This window comes from Candidatus Neomarinimicrobiota bacterium (genome assembly GCA_030743815.1).
In the GTDB taxonomy this organism is placed as follows: domain Bacteria; phylum Fidelibacterota; class Marinisomatia; order Marinisomatales; family S15-B10; genus UBA2146.
The window spans coordinates 1-18,291 of record JASLRT010000090.1; the positions used below are offsets into that span (position 1 = coordinate 1).

Here is an 18,291-nt window from a genome sequence, read left to right on the forward strand (position 1 = left end):
CATTCTTTCTTTGGTAACAGAATCGTCAGAGGCAAGAATGCGGCCTAGGTTCAGTCGTGAACACACCTCCTGCCCGCTCGCCAGAGAACCATTGACACCTCACCTTTCCCTCCCTATCTTTGGATGTGAAGACGTCCATACGAATCGCCGCCATCACACTGATACTCTGTTCCGCCGCCTCGGCACAGTTTTACTTCGGCCGCAATAAGATCCAGTACCACCCCTTCGACTGGCACGTCCTTACCACACCCCATTTCGAGATCTACTACTATAAGGAAGAAGAGGAACTGGCATCTGCCGGCGCCTTCTTCGCCGAGGAAGCGTTCAGCGAAATGGAGAAGAAATTCAATTTTACCCTCATCAAAAAGGTACCCCTCATCTTTTACAGCTCGCACCTCCACTTCCAGCAGACTAATACTCTTCCGTATCTGATTCCCGAAGGGGTCGGCGGATTCTTCGAATTCATCAAGGGGCGTGTGGTGATCCCCTATATGGGGTCAACCTTCCAATTTAAACGGGTCATTCGTCACGAGCTGGTGCACGTATTTATGCATAACAAGATCGGCCAGATTCTCAGGATGCATAACATCCAGACCTACCGCGTACCCCCCCTCTGGTTCACCGAAGGGTTAGCCGAGTTCTGGGCCAACCAGTGGGATTCTAAGACAGAGATGGTCATCAGGGACGCCTTCATCAACGATTACCTTGTCCCCCTCGACCGGCTCGACTTATCCAGTTCCGGTTTCCTCCTCTACAAGGAAGGTCAGTCATTCTTGCGTTTTATCGACGAATCTTACGGCCCCGAAAAGATCCTTCATATCATGGAGAACATCTGGCGCGACGGCAATTTCTACACGGTCATGGAATCGGTACTTGAAAAGGACTTTCAGGAAATCAGCGATGAGTGGCGCTATTTCTACAAGAAAGAGATCTATCCTCTGCTTGAATCGAGCGACACGCCGGGGAAGCAGTCGCAGCAGATTACTGATGTCGGCATCAATTCCGCACCCGTTTACTACCACGGCGAGAGCGATAGGGTACTCTACCTCTCTAACCGCACCGGCTATTCGGAAATTGTGCTTCAGTCGCTCTATCCCCACGAATCAGACGCCGATGCAGAAGTGTTGATAGAAGGCGAACGGACAGCCGGTCTGGAATCCCTCCATCTGCTGCAGACCGATATGGATGTAAGCGGCATGGGTATCCTGATCTTCTCGTCCAAATCCGGAGCAACCGATGTGCTCAATTTCTTCCATATCGATTCCGCGAAGACTGTCGCCACCTTCCGCCACCCGGATCTCATTTCAATCATTTCACCCAAATGGTCACAGGATGAATCGAAGGTAGTCTTTACTGGTGTCGACTGGCGCGGTTACGAGGATCTTTACCTTCTCGACCGACAGACCATGGAGCTCACCCGCCTGACGGACGATTTCTACGGAGACCGGACGCCCTCTTTTTCGCCTGACGGCCGCACAGTCGCTTTTAGTTCAGATCGTGGACAACACGGCGCCGATGGGTTCTTCAACATATTTGCCTACGATCTGGAGAAAGGCAGCATCATCCGCCTCACCGACGGCCCGTACAACGATCTCTCTCCCGACTGGTCCCGCGCCGACCGCCCAAGCATCCTCTTCTCATCAGACCGTGACGGCGTTTACAATCTATGGCTTCTGCGAGACACCGGTACGGCGGAAAGCCCCTTTCCTCTTCAGCAATCGACTCTCGTTCCGCTGACACATTTCACCACCGGCGCCTTCGATCCGCGCTGGGCCGGCGAGAATGACCAGGATGTCGTCTTCAGCGCCTTCGAAAAATTCAGGTTCCAGATTCAGCTGCTGCAAAACGCCACTACCCTGGCTGAAGACGGGCAGGAGGCCGCTGCCATCCAGACACCGGTTTCGCCCCCCTGGCACAGAGAACAACTAACCGCCGAAACTAAACGGAGCGCGCTACCCTACAGGAAAAGATTCACCTTCGACATCGCCCAGACAGCTATTGCCTACGATCCCATTTTCGGTTTCATCGGCGGCGCCCAGGTGACTGTCTCCGATCTCCTCGGCAACGACTACTACCACTTCCTCCTCTTCAATTCCGCCCAGTCGTCCTCCGAGTTTTCCAACCGGTTTAACCTAGCCGTCACAAAAGTCGATATCTCGCGCCGGATCAACATCAGCTACGGACTGTTTCATTTCGCCAACGACTACTTCACCTATTCCAGCGGATTCTTTTTTGAACAGCGCTACGGGGGCCAGTTTGCCCTCAGCTATCCCTTCTCAGTCTTCAAGCGGATGGAGGTCACATCGAGCCTGTGGCAAACTTCACGTGACTACTACGGCGCCTCCGATACATTTGATGCACTCCTCGTCTCCAACTCAGCCTCATACGTTTTCGATAACTCCATCTGGGGACCGGTCGGCCCTATAGACGGCACCAGCCTTCGCTTCACCGTCGGTCAGACTATCGATTTCTCCCGCTCCCGCATCTACTACACCGGTCTCCTGGCAGACTACAGAAAATACTTCCGGACATCACTGCAGACGCTCTACGCCTTGCGCGTCATGACATGGCTCAACGAAGGAGAAGACCTGTTCCGCTTTTTCATCGGCGGCAGTTGGGGCATCCGGGGGTACGAGCGGACGGCGGTTTCTGGCAAGAGCTTTCTTATGATCAATAATGAATTCCGTTTTCCGTTTGCCAGTCAGTTGGTGCTCCGTTTCCCATCCGTCGATTTCGGTCTGGCGCCACTGCGAGGAGCCCTCTTCTTCGATCTGGGTAACGCCTGGAACGACAGCTTTGACGGTCTGCTGGGCAGCTTCGGCATCGGCCTTAGAGGCAACTTCCTACGCGTCATGGTGCTGCGTCTCGACGTCGGCAAGACAACCGATTTTCATTCCGTCTCAAAGGGACTCTTTACTCAATTCTTTTTCGGCTGGAACTACTGATGAAGACGTCGCACGGTCATATCCTGTCGAACATCGCTATTCTTTCTGTTACAGCGGCAGTCATCTCATGCGCCGGGCGGATTTCACTTGACACTGAGGCCAGCGAAGCAGTCGATTGGATGACAGAAGGAAAGGATTTCTCCCGTCTCTATCATGTTCCCGGTGCCAATCTCACACCGCCCCTCACTCTGGTCTGGAAGGAGAAGTTCATAGCGGGCATATCCAGCTCGCCTCTCCTGGCGGGCGACCGTCTCTTCCTGCCACTCCTGAACGGAGAGTTAGTGGTCCTCAGCGTGAAAACAGGCAAGAAGGTGGCTCGCAAGAAACTGTCCCGCGGCCCCATCTTCGGCCTCACCCTGGCGGACTCCACCATATACTTCGGCGTCGGTCAAAGGAAGACGACGTTCAAGGCATACGACATCCGCAAGGGGCACTACGACTGGCAGCTGGAATTGGGTCCTATCGAATCGGCACCAGTAGTGAACGGCCGGCATCTCTATGTCGTCAGCCGGTCGCGCCAGCTCTACTGTCTTAACCGAAAGGATGGATCTGTTCTGTGGCAGAGCACAGATGGATCCACCGTCCGCGATGCACCAATTGCCATAAGCGGTAACCTCGTATATCTCGATCAGGATGGTAATCTCATTGCGAGCCGGATGGAGACGGGTGCACTGAACTGGACTGTCACCCTGCCGCCCGATGGGCGCGGCTCGCCCCAGAAGAGTGACACCTCCCCAGCCGCCACAGCGAAGCAGATCTTTGTCACTACCCTTTCCGGACAGCTACTGGCTTACGACGCCGGCGGCGGTGCTCTCCAGTGGCGCTACGACTGCGGTTCACCCATTTATACACCACCTTCTTGTGACGGTTCACTGGTGTTCGCGGCGGCGTCATCAGGAACGGTCTTCTGCTTGAATGCTGAAACAGGCACACTGGTTTGGAGCTACGACGTGGGCAGTGTTATCAGCACCGCTCCGGTCATCGCCGGGACTCGCCTCGTAGTCACCGCCAACAGGGGTGATATCATTCTGCTGAACAGTCGCTCAGGCGTAGAGCTGTGGTCAGACAGACTCCAGGGACGCATTGCCGCGGCACCGGTCATCGGCGGATCTCACATGGTGGTGGCTGACGATAAGAAGACAATCTATCTCTATACCGCCACCGGCGAAGAAAGTAACCAATGAGTAAGAGAAAACATCTGACCCTGGTCACTCTCGCTTCGATATGTTGTTTACTGTGGCCGGCATCATTGACCGCATCTCAACCTGAACAATCAAATGGTAAAGCGTCTCTCAATGCCGCTCAACAGGATTCAGTTAGTGAGGCGGATGCCAGGCAACACAGATTGAGGGTCGTATCAGGAATTTCATTGGCGGTTGCCGTGGCAGCCAACCTTGCCGGGCAGGATTTTATTCAGCAGTCCGATAGTCAATATGAACGCTACCTCAATGCGGGAAACCCGGCCGATATGAATCGCTATTTCAATCGCAGTACCGCACTGGACAAAAACGCCGGCTACAGCTTCGTCCTCTTTGAAGCAGCTCTTACGACATCTATCTTCACCTTCTTCTTCTCCCTTGCCCAGCCGTGAGATCGTCACCACTTCTTCTGGTAGTTTCTTCGCTGCTTATCACCTCCTGCTCGGAAAGGGAACGCCTTAATCCCCTCGATCCGCTCAATCCGGCGACGGAAGGTAAACCTCCCGCCATCACACTGTCGTCCGATGAGCATTCCATTTTCCTCAGCTGGAGCGGCATCGATCTTGACGGAATTAAGCAGTTCAATATTTGGCGCAAAGACGGTTCTGATCCCACTGACTCCGTCTTGATTAAGGTGGCGCCGAAAATGGCGGAGTTTATCGACACAGCACCAGACTACGATGTTGAATTGAACTACCGCCTATCTGTGGAAACGGACGGTTGGGAGAGTCCCCTCTCTGATCCAGAGTCCATCACGCCCGGCCCCTTCAACTACTGGATCTCCGATTACTGGGGTACTTCTGTCACCCGCCTCTCTTATGATGGCGGCCACCAGCTATACCAGAGCTTCGACTACTTTCCCGTGGCGCTGCAGTACGACCCAGTCCGTTCCCGTGTCTGGGTGGCCAGTCACTATCCTCACCGCTTGGTAAGGCTCAATGACACAGGCGAGGCAGAGTTTGAAATCGAACTAGATGCGCCACCGCTGGATATGACAATCAACTCGACCACAGGTGATATTTATCTGATCCTGGCCAACACGTCCGCACTTCAACATTTCGAATCCAATGGAACCGCAAACGAACCTGTAATTATTCCTTTCGTACTCGGTAACGGAGCACAGATCGCTATGATCAGGCAGACAGGAACCCTCTGGATCACTGAACCCGATTCTTCCGCTGTGCTGAAAATCGATGTAACCGATCCCGACAATTTTACGCTGTTCAACGATCTTCAGAATCCTCGTGTGATTGCAGCCCTGCAGGAAAAACGGACGGTATGGATAGCAACGGATTCCGGCCTTATTTCAGTTGTTGATGATGACACTTTCATGACGTACCTCTCTGGCTACTATATCGTTGACCTGGATATCAATGAAGCTGAGGAGTCGGTCTGGGTAGTGGCGTACCATTCAGACTCTCACAGTTGGACGGTAATCAAGATGTACGAAAGTACAGGTGAATGGAAATCAGAGACCGTCACAACGCCGTTCACTGACTACATTTCAAAGATAGCGGTCAATCCTGGGCTGGAGCACCCAGGTCTTTTGCTCTATGACGAATTGAATCGGGAAGTTGTGAGGGTTAGTCCCGCAGGCGACGAGCTTGGCCGCTACGGCAGTTTCACATTCCGGCTCAATATAGCTGTAGAACAGTGATTATTGGTACCACGGCAGTCACCGTTAATTATCAACATTATTTCCACATTTAAAGAACCAATCATTAGTACGCTTGAACTCTGAAACCGTTAAACTAATTTATCAAACACTGTAAAGTGGTTTACAGAGTTACTTTAAAACATCTAAACTTATACTTTAATTAACTACCGTATTCTCAATTTTTCTTCTGTGATTGATGGTTCTAAAAGTATAACTTAAGGCATGAAAAGATTATACATTAAATAACTTGACACGTATTTAATTAAAGCAGTATTTTAAGGAGAGGCCCTAAAAAGCCTCTCCCGCGAGGTAGGGGTAGATCTTCAAAATGCTCCGAGGTCATTTACGAAGTCTACCCCTATTTTATTTACCGATCCCAAGTACACTGTCACTCAACAGATACCGCGCCATTTCCTTAGCCTCCATCTCAGGGCTGTTGGAAAGCGTCTCACTCTCCATTGCCGTCTTGAGTGATGTCAGATAGTCTATGGTAACGCTGGAAACGAGGTGTTCATCTTCCTCGTCGTGCGCCAGATTGTTCACCGCTTTTCTTATCAGATAGTTCGCGCTGCCCGGCTGATTTGCCTTCAGCTTGAGCAAGGCACCTGTCAGTTGAATAAATCCTCTGACCCATTCCCTGTTTCTGCCTCTCCCTTTTTTCCAGATGTCTTCCCAGGCCGTGTGCGCCTTCAGTAATTCCCCCTTCCTGAGAAATTTGACCCCTTTTCTGAACTTCTTCAGCTCCGTTGACGTCATGGTGTTCTGGGGTGTTTGTAAACCCCATCCTTGCGGTAGTAATCGAATAGCTCACCATCGAACGGCTCAAAGCGCAAATGTTGCCTCCCCTCAACAGGAAAAGCTGCCTTAAAAGATTCCTTTTCGTTTTTCTTCAGAAAGAAAATAATCGAAATTTCGCGCCTCTTACCGGGCCCATCCTCAGCCTCATAAACGGTCTCAGACCACTCCCATAAGAAATGATCCTCATGAGCCCATTCTAGAATAAGGTTGATCAATACGGTTTGACTCTCCCATAGTGTAATTTTGGCCGCGAAGGTATATCCGCGTCTGGCCAGTTCTGTTCCTGTTACTGATCGCAAAATCATACTTTCCAGCAATAAAAAAGGGGATCGTGAAATCCCCCTCCCATCAAACTCAGCGCATCGACCGCGAATCTTAGTCTTTTTCCTTCTTCTTAGGCACCCGCTCATTAAGATCAGCGACATCGGTCTCAGCTGTTGTCAGCCTCTGATCTATATCACCGATCTGTCTGTTTGCGAGTCGCTTAAATGAGTTAAACTTATTTTCTACTTCCTCAATGTTTTTATCTACTTCTGTGAATTTACCTTCAGTGTCACGGCTGAAATTTTCCAAGTTTAGTTGAACTGTCTCAATTTTGCGCGACAGCGAATCGGTAACATGGTGAATAAGCTGAGTGTTGGCGATAATGTCTTTCTGTGCTTTTCTCAGGTGCTTCCCACGCCCGATGAATTGTAAATTGAGAGTCTTCAAGTCTTCGCGGAATTCCTGATTGACTTCATCCACATGCTTCAGTTGTTGCTGTCCCATCTCATCCATTCGGGCGAACATGGAATCAGAGGTAGTCTTGAAATAGACCCCTGCCGCTATCCACGCAATGATTATCAGAATCAGTAACTTATCTCTGTTTTCCATCTGTACTCCCTCTATTTTTTCTCCATTTCTTCCAGACGCTTTTCCCATGCACTCATCTCATGCTGATCCTCATCCTTGGCCTCGCTGACTTCCTCTTCTTCTTTTTCTTCTTCATCTTCGCCCGATTTTATCTTCTCCAACAACTCCTCCCGCTTTACTCCGATCTCTTTGAGCTGCTCCATCAATGAATTAACCTCATCATTGAATTCATTGACTGTCGCCTCAAGGCGCGAAATCAACTCTTCCATAAGAGTTACACCATAAGATTCGTTAATTCCATCGAGAAGATCATCAAGCTTCTCAGCGAGGTAGTTCTTCCTTTTGTCTGAATCAGTCAGGTCGACTGCCATATCTTTGTCCTTAATTGATTCTTTGCTTTAGAATATCTCGTGTCTGATTCTTTAGTAAAGACGAGCATTAATTTAATCTGCTTGCACTATTTTCAGAAATAAAATGCATTCTCTTGTTCAACGCTAAATTATACGTATAGGTTAGGGACATACAGTTACAAGATCAACCCTAAACTTACTCCATCCGATTCTGAGAAGATGACGGATCTGAAAAGAGAGTATCGCGCATCAATTCTTCATGAATAACAGGAAATTGATCTGTCATCTGGACAAACCTCGGCCGGGTTAAGGATATCATGATATTATGCCTGTTACCCTTGAAGGTTACCTCGCGTGTCAGGTGTACATAATTCTCTTGCCGTGCTGATGGAGGAAAAAACCACAGACGAACCTGATTTTCCATCGTCCTCTGCAATTCATCTTCCGGGGTGTTGAACGAAGTAGTTAGATATACTCGTGAATCTATGACGCGACCCGTGGGCGCCACAATCCAATCCATGCGTCCCTCTGCCCTGTAATCCTGGTACCTCTCCATAACATCAAGAATTGCACGTTCCATCAACTCGTCTTGCGCCAGCACAACTTTACTCATCTCGATTAGCGACCAGTCACGTACATCCCTGTCCCTGTAAAACACCACTTGGTGTTCAGCATCAAGGACAGCATCGTGCCGGGCATCATCCCGCTCCAGACTGTAGTCAGTCAGCAACTCTCGTCGCTCCTTTTTTTCTCCGGTCACCCTCTTCTTTCTGATAGATGCTAACCGCTTCAGCCTTTTCTCTTCATAGGCCCGGATCTCATTGTCATCGGCCGGATTCTGTCGGGCAGGATTCCACAGCTTGATACCTCCGCGGGCGAACTCGCTGCTGATGGGATTGAAAATGGCACGCTGAAAACGGAGACTCAGATCATTACTGGCATCCTGAGCAACCAGCTCTCCGGCGCTGAGACCCATCTGTGACGCGCGGCGAAAAGTCCGCACTTCCGAATAAACAATCACATCGATTCGGTCTTCAATGGTGACAAAAACGACGTACTCTATCGGCTGGAAAAGACGCTTTATGGTTCTCACTTTTGTCAGAAAATGACCATCTACCGGATCAATATTATCTATTTCGTAGCCAAGACCGGTGATGGCTCGCTGGCACTGGGTTAGCGCCTCCTCACGGGGGATATCGTAGTTGTAGGTTCTCACCATGGCCGGAGGGCGATAACATGCAGAAATCCGCAAACTGTTGGCGAGAATAAGAACTACACAGGAGAATCGTACCGAGGAGGATTGACTGAGTTTCTTGTCAGTACTCCTCAAGTAGATTCTCTTCAGGGATTTCTGGCGTTTCGGGTTCAACTGTCCCATAAAAAGTTGGGTGATAATAGTAGAGTCTCAGTACGGACGGGACATCATCGAAAACAGGAACATCCTCAGGATCGTATGGCGCCACCGCATCCAGAAGCAGCTCGATGTGAACGGTATCGACTTTCCAAGATGTTCGAAAATAGGCACGCGAAATTTTTGGAAAATCTGAGAAGAGATACTCCTGTCCGATCCCCATATCGTTCTGACTTGTCCTTTTTGGATGACCATAACGCTTTGTTAATAAACCTTCCACACGATGAAAATCTTCAATGTAATCATCTGTCAATTTCGCTTCTGTGTCATAGTCAATCCGGACTTTCCAGAATCCCTTGTCTGAAAATGAATAGACATAGGTCACAGTATCCTGCCCGAGAGTTCCCGAAACTGTAACAGAGTTGTCGTCGCTGGTAGCAGCGGTGTCGCCGTCGGTACTCCCCTCAAACTGATCTTTGGCCATACCCCATAGGTAGTTCTTGTATCCGGCGGTAAGAGCCGTTTCTGATTCGACAGGTACGGCGGCTTCTGGCGCTAAAGTGTCTTCATCAGCTTCTTCAAATTCCAGGTCTTCTTCCGTCTCTTCTTCCGCCAGTGTGTCAGCTTCCACCGCTTCATCAGGTTCACCGACTGTTTGATCTACATCCGCTTCCTGCGCCAGAACGGCACCGCAAAACAGTAAAATGAAAAGTATCACTGACTGTTTCATGATAAAAACTCCTTTTTCATTTAATAGAAGAGATTGTACTGGAACATGTTAATTGTCTCAAAACTATATTCATTTTACCGAGACTTCTTCTTCATCGCCGCCGCCCATAAGCGTCGGAAGATAATTCATCAGATAATAGACAACCGCTGTCACGATTACGGCCTGAAGTAACATCCCTGCACCGACACACATGCCGATGACCGCTACCATCCATACAGGCGCTAGCGACTGGAGAAGATCATTCCAGTTTCCAACTTTCTGAAACTGACTGTATGATATCATGGCAATTGCCACAAAAAGGGAGCCTACAATCAGACCGGAATCAAGTTTATCGGAAATAATGGTCATGGTAGCTGCAATAATCGATATCAGGGAGTAGATGCCGATTCTCTCTTTGGCAACGACCGACTTTGGGCCGAAGAACAGCAGCACGACGATGGCCGCCGCGATGAGGATTTTTATGGCGAAACCGATTGCGCTAAACACGTGAAACAGATACCTCGGCTATTGTGGGTGATAACTTCCTTTAATCCCGAAAATAATACACATTGCCTGATGGATTGTCAATGGAATTCTCTCTGCACTGTATTTTAGAGAAAAACGGCGATTCAGCGTATGATTGTACCGACACGGCTGAATCTGGGACCCCCTCCTTTGAAGTCCCAGGACATATAGACGAAGAGAGCTTCCCCAAGAATCAGATCATGCGGGACGAATCCCCAATAGCGGGAATCGGCACTGTCGTCGCGGTTATCTCCCATCATCCAGTAGTAGTTCTGCTTCACGGTGTAGCTGCCGAGCTCACTCAGCGGTCTACCGTCGATAGTAAGATACTTGCTAGCTTCATTAGTAAAGTGAAAGTTCCACACATTGAGGAATTCCCCATTCTGATTGACATTTGAATAGTATCTTCCGTAAAGCCGTTCCACCTTACGTGATCCGTACGGTTTGCGCGAAAACATGCTGAAAATCTTGCTACCCAATCCGGACATGTAGCGTCGTGCCACATCGTTAGGATCGCGCATCGTAAACCTGTAGCGCCTGTCCAGACCTTCACCCTCAACCGTCACTTCGTGTCCATCCATGATCATAATAGGCAGGAGATAGTCCCAGTTGGTCTCTTCATCAATGTTTATTATGTCGCCACCTTTCGGCATAGTGATGGGACCGAGATTGTCCCGGTTTGATTCACCGCGCATAAAGATCCCCGGCTGTCTGAAATCTGGTGACAGAACATTTCTATCTACAAACTTGCCGTTTTGCGGAAGTTCAAATTCTTCTCCATCAATCCAGACACTCTTCTCACGTACCTCGATAGTCTGTCCCGGCTCGGCAATGCACCGCTTGACGTATTTCTGGAAATCGTCACGGGGATACTTGAAAATGACAACATCACCTCGCCTCGGCTGTCTGAACTCCGGGAACCGTGTCCACGGCACATAAGCACCAATTTCTGTGTAAGGAATTCCGATCCAGTCCGGCGTCCTCATACCGTAGACAAATTTATTGCCGATAAGGAAATCACCCGTCATGATGGTATTCTCCATAGAGCCGGTAGGAACGATATAGGCTTCGATGACGGTGGCTCGCAGAGAAAGGGCAATCAGAATAATTATGAAGAGAGACTTGATCTCCCTCACTATCTTTGTAACCGTTGATTCCTTCATTATCATTTTAACAATTTAAGGGTATCGCTGCTAAGGCGCCAAGAAGCAAAGCGGAAGATTATCCTCGTTTGAAATGGCAGGGGCAGATACTCTAGCGGTCCCTCTATTCCGGCAGAAACCTTCCGCCTAAGCAACAGCACAGGCAGGCGACTTCATCACTTGAGACTCAACAGAACAGATTGCTTCGCTCCCCTCCCCGGCGATTTCTCATCACATCTAGTTGAGACAATCCTCATAATGCCGCACGGATGGACGCCCCTTGCCGAATCGTACGGTCATCATATCAAAACGGCTCTCTTCAATGTTATCATTTTCAGAGATGAATACCTCCATGGCGTTGGCCAGTTTCTCAATCTTGGTTTCATCTACCTGATCTTCGGGTCGGCCCAGCTTCTCCTGAGATGCTGTCTTCACTTCTACGAATACAATCATTTCTCTGTTCCGGGCAACGATATCGATTTCTCCATGCGGTGCTGCGTTAAAATTCATCTCAATAATGTCATACCCCTTGCGCACCAGATGCTGGGCAGCCAAACGCTCTCCCCACTGACCCAGTCTGCGATTCTTCTTCAAATCACTCAACCTCGGCATGTGATCCTTCACGGGGCGGAACGATTTTCTGTGAACTGAACACGCGAGGTACTCTCTCAATTGCTGCAGATGTTGTCTGGTGCCGTACCCTTTGTGCTGGGCAAAGCCATACTCGGGAAAGATGATATCATAGTTCCGCATCATTCGGTCTCTCGTCACCTTCGCGATAATGGATGCCGCACTTATAATATGAACTTTTTCATCCCCATCAATGATCCCCCGATTCTTCACCACTTGATCCGGAAGAGCATAGCCGTCGATGAGTGCTTCATGAGGCGCTGGCGAAAGTTGTCCCAAAGCGATGCGCATGGCCCGTCGTGTTGAATCCAGTATATTCTCACGGTCAATCTCATCCTCATGGATGATCCCGATACCGACGGCAACAGACTTATCCATTATTTCATTGTGTAGCCTTTCCCTCTTCTTCTCGGCGACCTTCTTGGAATCCCGTACGCCATCGATGGTGAGTCCATTTGGAAGGATGACCGCTGCCGCCACCACGGGGCCGGCGAGAGGCCCGCGACCGGCTTCGTCAACACCTGCTATCAATTTGGATCCAATCACGTCAGCTCAATTAAATTGAGGCGCTTCTATAAAGTTACGAATCTGGCAGATTTGGTAGAATCTGTCAGGTCTGAACCGGGGGAATATTAATTGCAGCAGCAATCATCTACGATCGTGATCGATTCGGCCGTCAGGCCGGAGGCAACCTCCCACCGCATACAGGCGTCAACCTCGATGCCTTCAACTGTGGCAAAACTGGCAAAGTCCTCCTCGGTTACCAGCCGAAAATAGTATTTCAGTTTGCTGCCGCAGTCCGCACACTCAGCATCTTCATCGCAACCGAGAATAAAGAAACCGAGGACGAGACAAATCACACTTACTGTCTTATGAAACTTCTTCATATCTCAACCCTGCTCCTCTTTTTGTTTTTTGGGGTAGTGTCAGTTTAATTCCGTGATGAATGAAAATCAATGAAAACGGCGATTATAGGTATTCAGGTTTTCAGAGGTACAATTTGCAACGGCCCAAATAGAGGTTAGAAGGAAATCTGGAAGGCGCTCTCAAGAAGAACTAAAACGCCATCTCCAGTGAGAACAACTGCACAAAACCGAGCCTGTCGTTATCAACCAGGGCAAAGTCAAGGTTAAGGCGCCGCTTATCCACATTGAAGGCAACTCCCAGTCCATAGGAGAGTTTTGGTGCATCGTATTTGTTGAAATAGCCGAGCCGGGCTGAGAGGATATTATTCCACTCATATTCCATGCCAAAATTACTTTGCGCTCCCACATCGTTGAACTCATTGTACTGTCCTAGCACCGTAAGACGATGTGTTTCGTGCTGTGCGATCTGGCTGGTACCTCCTATCACATCCACAGCCACGCCCACCTGGAAGCGCCACGGAAGGGGCCAAGGTTCCGTCTTCAATTCAGCTCCCCGTTCAATAGTGAAAGCTTCTGTTTCCAGCGGAAATTTCAGATCGTCACCTCCCAGTTTCATATCTGTACCGAAGTTCGAAATACTCATACCGAGTTTCATTCCCAGTACACCCGTTTCCAGAACGGACCCGATATCGAACGCTACCGCCTGTGCACTTTCATTCCAGACATCTTCCCGCACATACTTGATCGTTCCGCCCAGCATAAGCCATCCTGTCATGTAGCGTGCAAAGCTGAAACCGAATGCATAGTTGCGCACGTGGAACAGGGCACCCGTCCCTTCAGGCTGAGAGACGGTAGTCTGTTCAATCTCGCCCGAATCGAGTATGATGGCACTTACCCCTACAGCACCATTCCGCGGCAGCGGCATGACTATACCAAAAAAGGAATGTCTGATCCCGAAATAAAGGTCAGAATAAGTCAGCGCCATGGAAGTCTGTTTCAGAGCGGCGATGCCGGCGGGATTCCAGTGTAGTGAAGCAACATCACCATAGAGACCGGCGTGACTGCCCGCGAGGGCCGCGGTGCGGGCGTCAACCGGAAACTTGAGGAACTGGGCGGCAGATGTTCCCGCTTTGGAAAACTCCTGTCCCCACATAACAGTACCCAGCATTAGGATCATTACTGTTATTCTCTTAAGTATGTTCCGAATTGTCATATGGCTACGGCGGTGTGATAGTGAACTTCCTCTGAGTAACGATTCTGCCGAAATAGGCGGAATCGACAACAGCCACCATGTTCAGTGTGATTGGATCGCCTCCGGCCGGAAAAAGGTCCGTATAGTAATAATCGGTCGCTTCGCCGTCAGAGTCGGTAACCAGATATGCGTGTGATTCGGCGGTGGGTTCAGGCCCCGTTTTGAAAGTACCGGCAAGTCCCCCACCAATAGGCGGTTCGCCGTTGCTCAGATCGACATTGATACCCGCAAGGGGCTGTTGATTTTTATCATAAACCCGTGCCCTTACCAGCGTACTGTCCGGGTGCGTTCCGTGATCACCTGACGACAACGTGTCGCCTGTCTTCCAGCTACCTTCTTCCGGATCGGAAAAATCGAGTAATAGATAGTAGGCGTGACCTACTATGACCGCGACAGTGACAGTGTCGAGCCCGAAACCGTCGCCCCAGACCAGCGTTGTGGAAAGACCGGGCTCCCTTGCACCGTAAAACAACACCGTTCCCTGTCCGTTTGAATTCGTCTCGAACGAAATCTGCGTCATTTTTTCACCGCTCTCGAGGAAGTAGCCGTGTATGTCGGTCATCATATGAACTGTAGTGACAGAAGCAAAATCGGTGGTGAGACCGTCCTCCTCCTGTATCAGTTGAACACTCCACGTTGACACTTCCCTGCCGCCAGAGAGGATGGTCGATTTATCTACACTGATTGCAGCGTTCGTCGGCACATCCCCGCGCCCATCCGGGCCTATTACATCCTCTTCCGATTCACACTGCATCAAGAGAGAAGTCAGGAATAGCAGAACTATGGGAATTACATAATGTTTCATACCTGCCATCATTCTACCTGATCACCACAAACTTACCCGCCGTTTTCGTACCATCCTCCATCTCCACCACGTAGAGATACAAGCCGTATGCTACCATCTTATTGCTCTCGTTAAGCAAATTCCAGTATTCCCACCCTTCTGATGCCGCGCGACGCTTAATCTTCTTGATCAGCTCACCTGTCATTGAATAGATATAAATATCGCACGATGGCGGGAGGTTGGTGAATGCCAGCTTCCTGTAGTTTACGTTCAGCTCCCATTCAGCCGTCACAATGTATGGATTGGGCACCACCTTAACAGCTTTGAGTTCGTCAGACGTAACGGCTTCACTTACCTCATACCCCTCGACGCTGAACTCAAAGATATCATCAGAGGTAAAAGGTTTCTGCGTCCTGATGTAAATCTCATCGCCGACTGACGGCGGATTCGGTGGTATGTACTGATACTGAACGGTGGTATCGTTGCCGAAGATTACAGTATCCACCGGGATGGACGTGGTTTCCCACAAGAGCGAATAGAACCATGTCGTCACGGATGTTCCGTCAACCACTTCGATGAATTTAAAAGTCTCCTCCCCCGACTCTTCAGAAATATCTACTGTCTCGTGCAGAATAGCGGATGACTTCCCCGGATCGTTAGTAACGTTGTAGACGGAAAAACTGAATTCTGAAGATGAGGCGGAAGTGAACGCCATTACATAGTCCCACGGTTGTGGTATATCACCATCAGTAAGGGTGCCAAACTGGATAGTACTCGTATCGTCTTCCACGTTGATCCATTCATTCTCCAGAAAAACGAGTGATTCATAGTCTTTTATGATCAGACGGATACCGTCAAAAACGGGTCCTCCATCGCTACCGGTTGTACCACTACTCCGATCGACAAGGAGAGAATCATTTTCATCCCAGACTGAATAGATAGTTGCAACTGTGTCAGACGTATCTTCGAAAGCAACCGTGTAAGTGTGGCTTGTGCCTGCCTGATTAGGATCTATCAGGACTGCCTCGATGGAACCTTTACCCAGAAATGCCGGGTCAGGAGTAAGTTCAAACAAGACCGGTTCACTGTACCCCAGCGGTTTACGCCCGGGGACGACTTCTACCAAGTTGGACACTGCATCGGGGTTATTGCCCTTGGCGTTTTCCAGGTAGTTGAGATCTGCCCAGTTGTCTGGATTGAGCGTCGAATCATTTTCAGCGCTGATACCGCGGTCGTATGCCGTCACAGTGTACCAGTATGTGACGCCGTTCTTTACATCATCATCCGTCCACGAATGAGCCAGTCCCGTGTTGGATCCCCTGTCGAGATAGGGGTAAATCGGATCAGCCCCGCTTATGGAGTTCACCAGGTCATACTGTGCCACGGGCTGGAAGCCCACCTCGTTGCCGAGACCGTCGGTGATCACCTCTCCCCATTTGTCATTGGAGGGATGAACCTCTGATCGGTATATCTTATAACCCTCATAATCATCATAACGGGAAAGGATATCCACGGATGATTCGGCAGCATCGTCCCAGTACAGCGTCACCGTTTCGTCTCCAGGCACTGCTGTCACTGTCGGCGCTTTGGGCGGATCGGCTCCCAGATAGTTGAGGTTGTACATAAGCTGCGCGGCGCGTGCATTCAGTTTCAGGTCGTTCAGGTTATCCCCCATAAGGAGCGCAAAAGAGAATGTGGTGGAATCCCCCGGCGCAAGTGTGAACGGTCCCGAACTCATGATGAAAACGCAATCGAGGTCAATCCACTGTTCCCGCGCAAAGATAGAATAGTCGTCGAAATGTGGGTTGAGTTTCCCTGTCTCATCGGGGTGGAACCAGGCGTCTTCGGCAATATGCAAGCCGGTCAACTCATAAACGGTGCCGTCGGACATGGTATCCGCCATGAACAGATCACCCTGGCTCACCTTGAAATCTCCCCAGTCGTTCTTAGAATTATCCCAGAGGGTCGCCTTACTACCGCCGCTCAGGAGTTTGTACTGCTCCCACTCTGCCCATTCACTCTTGATGACGCCAGGGCGATTCTCCCAGCGGAACCAGTGCCAGTCGGTAATGCCGAGCTGATCACCGTTGATGATATCGACTTCGCCGTTCCCGTCAAGATCGATGTCTTCTGTAGCCAGTGGCGTTTCCAGCAGCTTGATGGATGTATAGGCGACAGGCCCCGCACCACCATACGGCTCCGATTCCTGATCGTAAATGAATGCCATATCATAGCGGTATGTGGTATCGAGAGAAGCGTCGTACTCTTCCCTCAGGACCGCCATCCAGTCTTCGCGGTGATTGATGGTACCGCCCTCGTTGTATTCAGGTGCATCCACATCGATGTAGAATCCAAGATAAACGCCTTTGAGGGTATCCTTGCCAGTGTAAACGATTTTCATGGGGAAAAAAATGAAATCTTCCGCAAAAGAACGGCCGTAACCGATGGCTTGGATGTTCATCTGCACGCCGAGAGAATATCCCTGCCTTGAATCGCCATCGCCTTCAGCATATCTGAAACCACGATCGTCAAGATCGAAGTCGTTCATGGCGAAAAAGAGTTCCTTGTCGCCAGCGAACTCACCTGTTTTAACGAAGTCGTCTTCTGTACGAGCGATACCATCTTTACCGGGATCTATGGCCCACGAGCCAGGCCAGCCGCTTTCGGGCCACGTCTGCGGTATGCCGCTGGTCGCCATGACAGGAAATGGAGGCGGCGCACCCTTTGCCGATATTTCATCAATAAAGACTTCTCCGGAATGATAGGTACCCATATGGCTCGCTGCCGGCCCCCAGTCTTCACCGACATTTTGATCAGTAACGGAGGGGCCCATTGAAAGGGAGTCGCCGCTGGCGCCGTCGTAGAACTTTGGCGTCCACGGGCCTTCGGGCACACCAATCATCATGGAGAGGTCCGGAATGTATCCGTACCCTTTATACCATCCGCCGGGAAGGGCGAGATAAATCTCGCTGTTCCATCCCCAAATCGATGCTAAGCTTCCACTGTTATCGATACCGTGCTGAAGTTTTCCCGCATCGATGAGCCCCACGGCATAGTCCGTCGACTTGGCCGCCTTCTGCAGACGGCGGACCCGTTGCTCCATCTTGAGCTTGCGGTTGTCCTTAGCCTCAGCGTTGCTGAATAAAAAGAAGAGCAGTACGGCGGAAATTAGCGTAATTACAGTTCGTGTAATACCAGTCTCAGTATGTCTGTGAATCATAACCATCGCTG

17 protein-coding genes are annotated in these 18,291 nt (G+C 50.1%); 4 read left to right on the forward strand and 13 right to left on the reverse strand.

Going from position 1 to position 18,291, the window contains the following annotated elements; all coding sequences use genetic code 11:
- Window positions 1-125 precede the first annotated feature (125 nt).
- Genes QF669_07250 through QF669_07265 form a run of 4 tightly spaced genes read left to right on the forward strand, consistent with a single transcriptional unit; the run spans window position 126 to window position 5,801 of the window.
- Window positions 126-2,945 (forward strand): hypothetical protein, encoded by a 2,820-nt coding sequence (locus QF669_07250; protein ID MDP6457227.1) that lies wholly within the window; start codon window positions 126-128, stop codon window positions 2,943-2,945.
- Window positions 2,945-4,129 (forward strand): PQQ-binding-like beta-propeller repeat protein, encoded by a 1,185-nt coding sequence (locus tag QF669_07255; GenBank protein MDP6457228.1) that lies wholly within the window; start codon window positions 2,945-2,947, stop codon window positions 4,127-4,129. The genes QF669_07250 and QF669_07255 overlap by 1 nt, the downstream gene beginning before the upstream one ends.
- Window positions 4,126-4,536, forward strand: a complete 411-nt coding sequence (locus QF669_07260; GenBank protein ID MDP6457229.1) for a hypothetical protein — start codon at window positions 4,126-4,128, stop codon at window positions 4,534-4,536. The genes QF669_07255 and QF669_07260 overlap by 4 nt, the downstream gene beginning before the upstream one ends.
- The gene (locus QF669_07265; GenBank protein ID MDP6457230.1) at window positions 4,533-5,801 is read left to right on the forward strand and encodes a hypothetical protein; all 1,269 of its coding nucleotides are present in this window, start codon (window positions 4,533-4,535) and stop codon (window positions 5,799-5,801) included. Before QF669_07260 ends, QF669_07265 begins: the two co-directional genes overlap by 4 nt.
- A gap of 363 nt (window positions 5,802-6,164) precedes the next feature.
- Here the strand turns inward: QF669_07265 and QF669_07270 are convergent, their stop codons facing one another.
- The 13 genes from QF669_07270 to QF669_07330 all read right to left on the reverse strand — a co-directional run bounded on the left by QF669_07270 (window position 6,165) and on the right by QF669_07330 (window position 18,280).
- A complete protein-coding gene (locus tag QF669_07270) occupies window positions 6,165-6,557 on the reverse strand; it encodes a DUF309 domain-containing protein (GenBank protein ID MDP6457231.1) in 393 nt (130 codons plus the stop codon).
- On the reverse strand, window positions 6,554-6,904 hold the full coding sequence (locus QF669_07275) for a hypothetical protein (protein ID MDP6457232.1): 351 nt from the start codon (window positions 6,902-6,904) through the stop codon (window positions 6,554-6,556). The genes QF669_07270 and QF669_07275 overlap by 4 nt, the downstream gene beginning before the upstream one ends.
- A 70-nt stretch (window positions 6,905-6,974) precedes the next feature.
- On the reverse strand, window positions 6,975-7,472 hold the full coding sequence (locus QF669_07280) for a hypothetical protein (protein ID MDP6457233.1): 498 nt from the start codon (window positions 7,470-7,472) through the stop codon (window positions 6,975-6,977).
- Window positions 7,473-7,483: 11 nt separating this feature from the next.
- Window positions 7,484-7,822: a hypothetical protein gene (locus QF669_07285; GenBank protein ID MDP6457234.1), complete on the reverse strand. Its 339-nt coding sequence runs from the start codon at window positions 7,820-7,822 to the stop codon at window positions 7,484-7,486.
- A gap of 175 nt (window positions 7,823-7,997) precedes the next feature.
- The gene (locus QF669_07290) at window positions 7,998-9,020 is read right to left on the reverse strand and encodes a hypothetical protein (protein ID MDP6457235.1); all 1,023 of its coding nucleotides are present in this window, start codon (window positions 9,018-9,020) and stop codon (window positions 7,998-8,000) included.
- 97 nt (window positions 9,021-9,117) lie between these two features.
- Window positions 9,118-9,882 carry a hypothetical protein gene (locus QF669_07295; protein ID MDP6457236.1) on the reverse strand — a complete coding sequence of 255 codons (765 nt, stop codon included), beginning with the start codon at window positions 9,880-9,882 and terminating at the stop codon, window positions 9,118-9,120.
- A gap of 69 nt (window positions 9,883-9,951) precedes the next feature.
- Entirely contained in the window at window positions 9,952-10,368 is a 417-nt protein-coding gene (locus QF669_07300) for an MgtC/SapB family protein (protein MDP6457237.1), read from the reverse strand.
- Between the two features lie 122 nt (window positions 10,369-10,490).
- A complete protein-coding gene (lepB, locus tag QF669_07305) occupies window positions 10,491-11,549 on the reverse strand; it encodes a signal peptidase I (GenBank protein ID MDP6457238.1) in 1,059 nt (352 codons plus the stop codon).
- A gap of 216 nt (window positions 11,550-11,765) precedes the next feature.
- Window positions 11,766-12,704 carry a ribonuclease HII gene (locus tag QF669_07310; GenBank protein ID MDP6457239.1) on the reverse strand — a complete coding sequence of 313 codons (939 nt, stop codon included), beginning with the start codon at window positions 12,702-12,704 and terminating at the stop codon, window positions 11,766-11,768.
- 86 nt (window positions 12,705-12,790) lie between these two features.
- Window positions 12,791-13,045 (reverse strand): hypothetical protein, encoded by a 255-nt coding sequence (locus QF669_07315; protein MDP6457240.1) that lies wholly within the window; start codon window positions 13,043-13,045, stop codon window positions 12,791-12,793.
- A 169-nt stretch (window positions 13,046-13,214) separates the two neighbouring features.
- Window positions 13,215-14,201: a PorV/PorQ family protein gene (locus tag QF669_07320; protein ID MDP6457241.1), complete on the reverse strand. Its 987-nt coding sequence runs from the start codon at window positions 14,199-14,201 to the stop codon at window positions 13,215-13,217.
- Window positions 14,202-14,241: 40 nt separating this feature from the next.
- Entirely contained in the window at window positions 14,242-15,081 is an 840-nt protein-coding gene (locus tag QF669_07325; GenBank protein MDP6457242.1) for a hypothetical protein, read from the reverse strand.
- 13 nt (window positions 15,082-15,094) lie between these two features.
- The gene (locus tag QF669_07330) at window positions 15,095-18,280 is read right to left on the reverse strand and encodes a hypothetical protein (GenBank protein ID MDP6457243.1); all 3,186 of its coding nucleotides are present in this window, start codon (window positions 18,278-18,280) and stop codon (window positions 15,095-15,097) included.
- Between the last annotated feature and the right edge of the window lie 11 nt (window positions 18,281-18,291).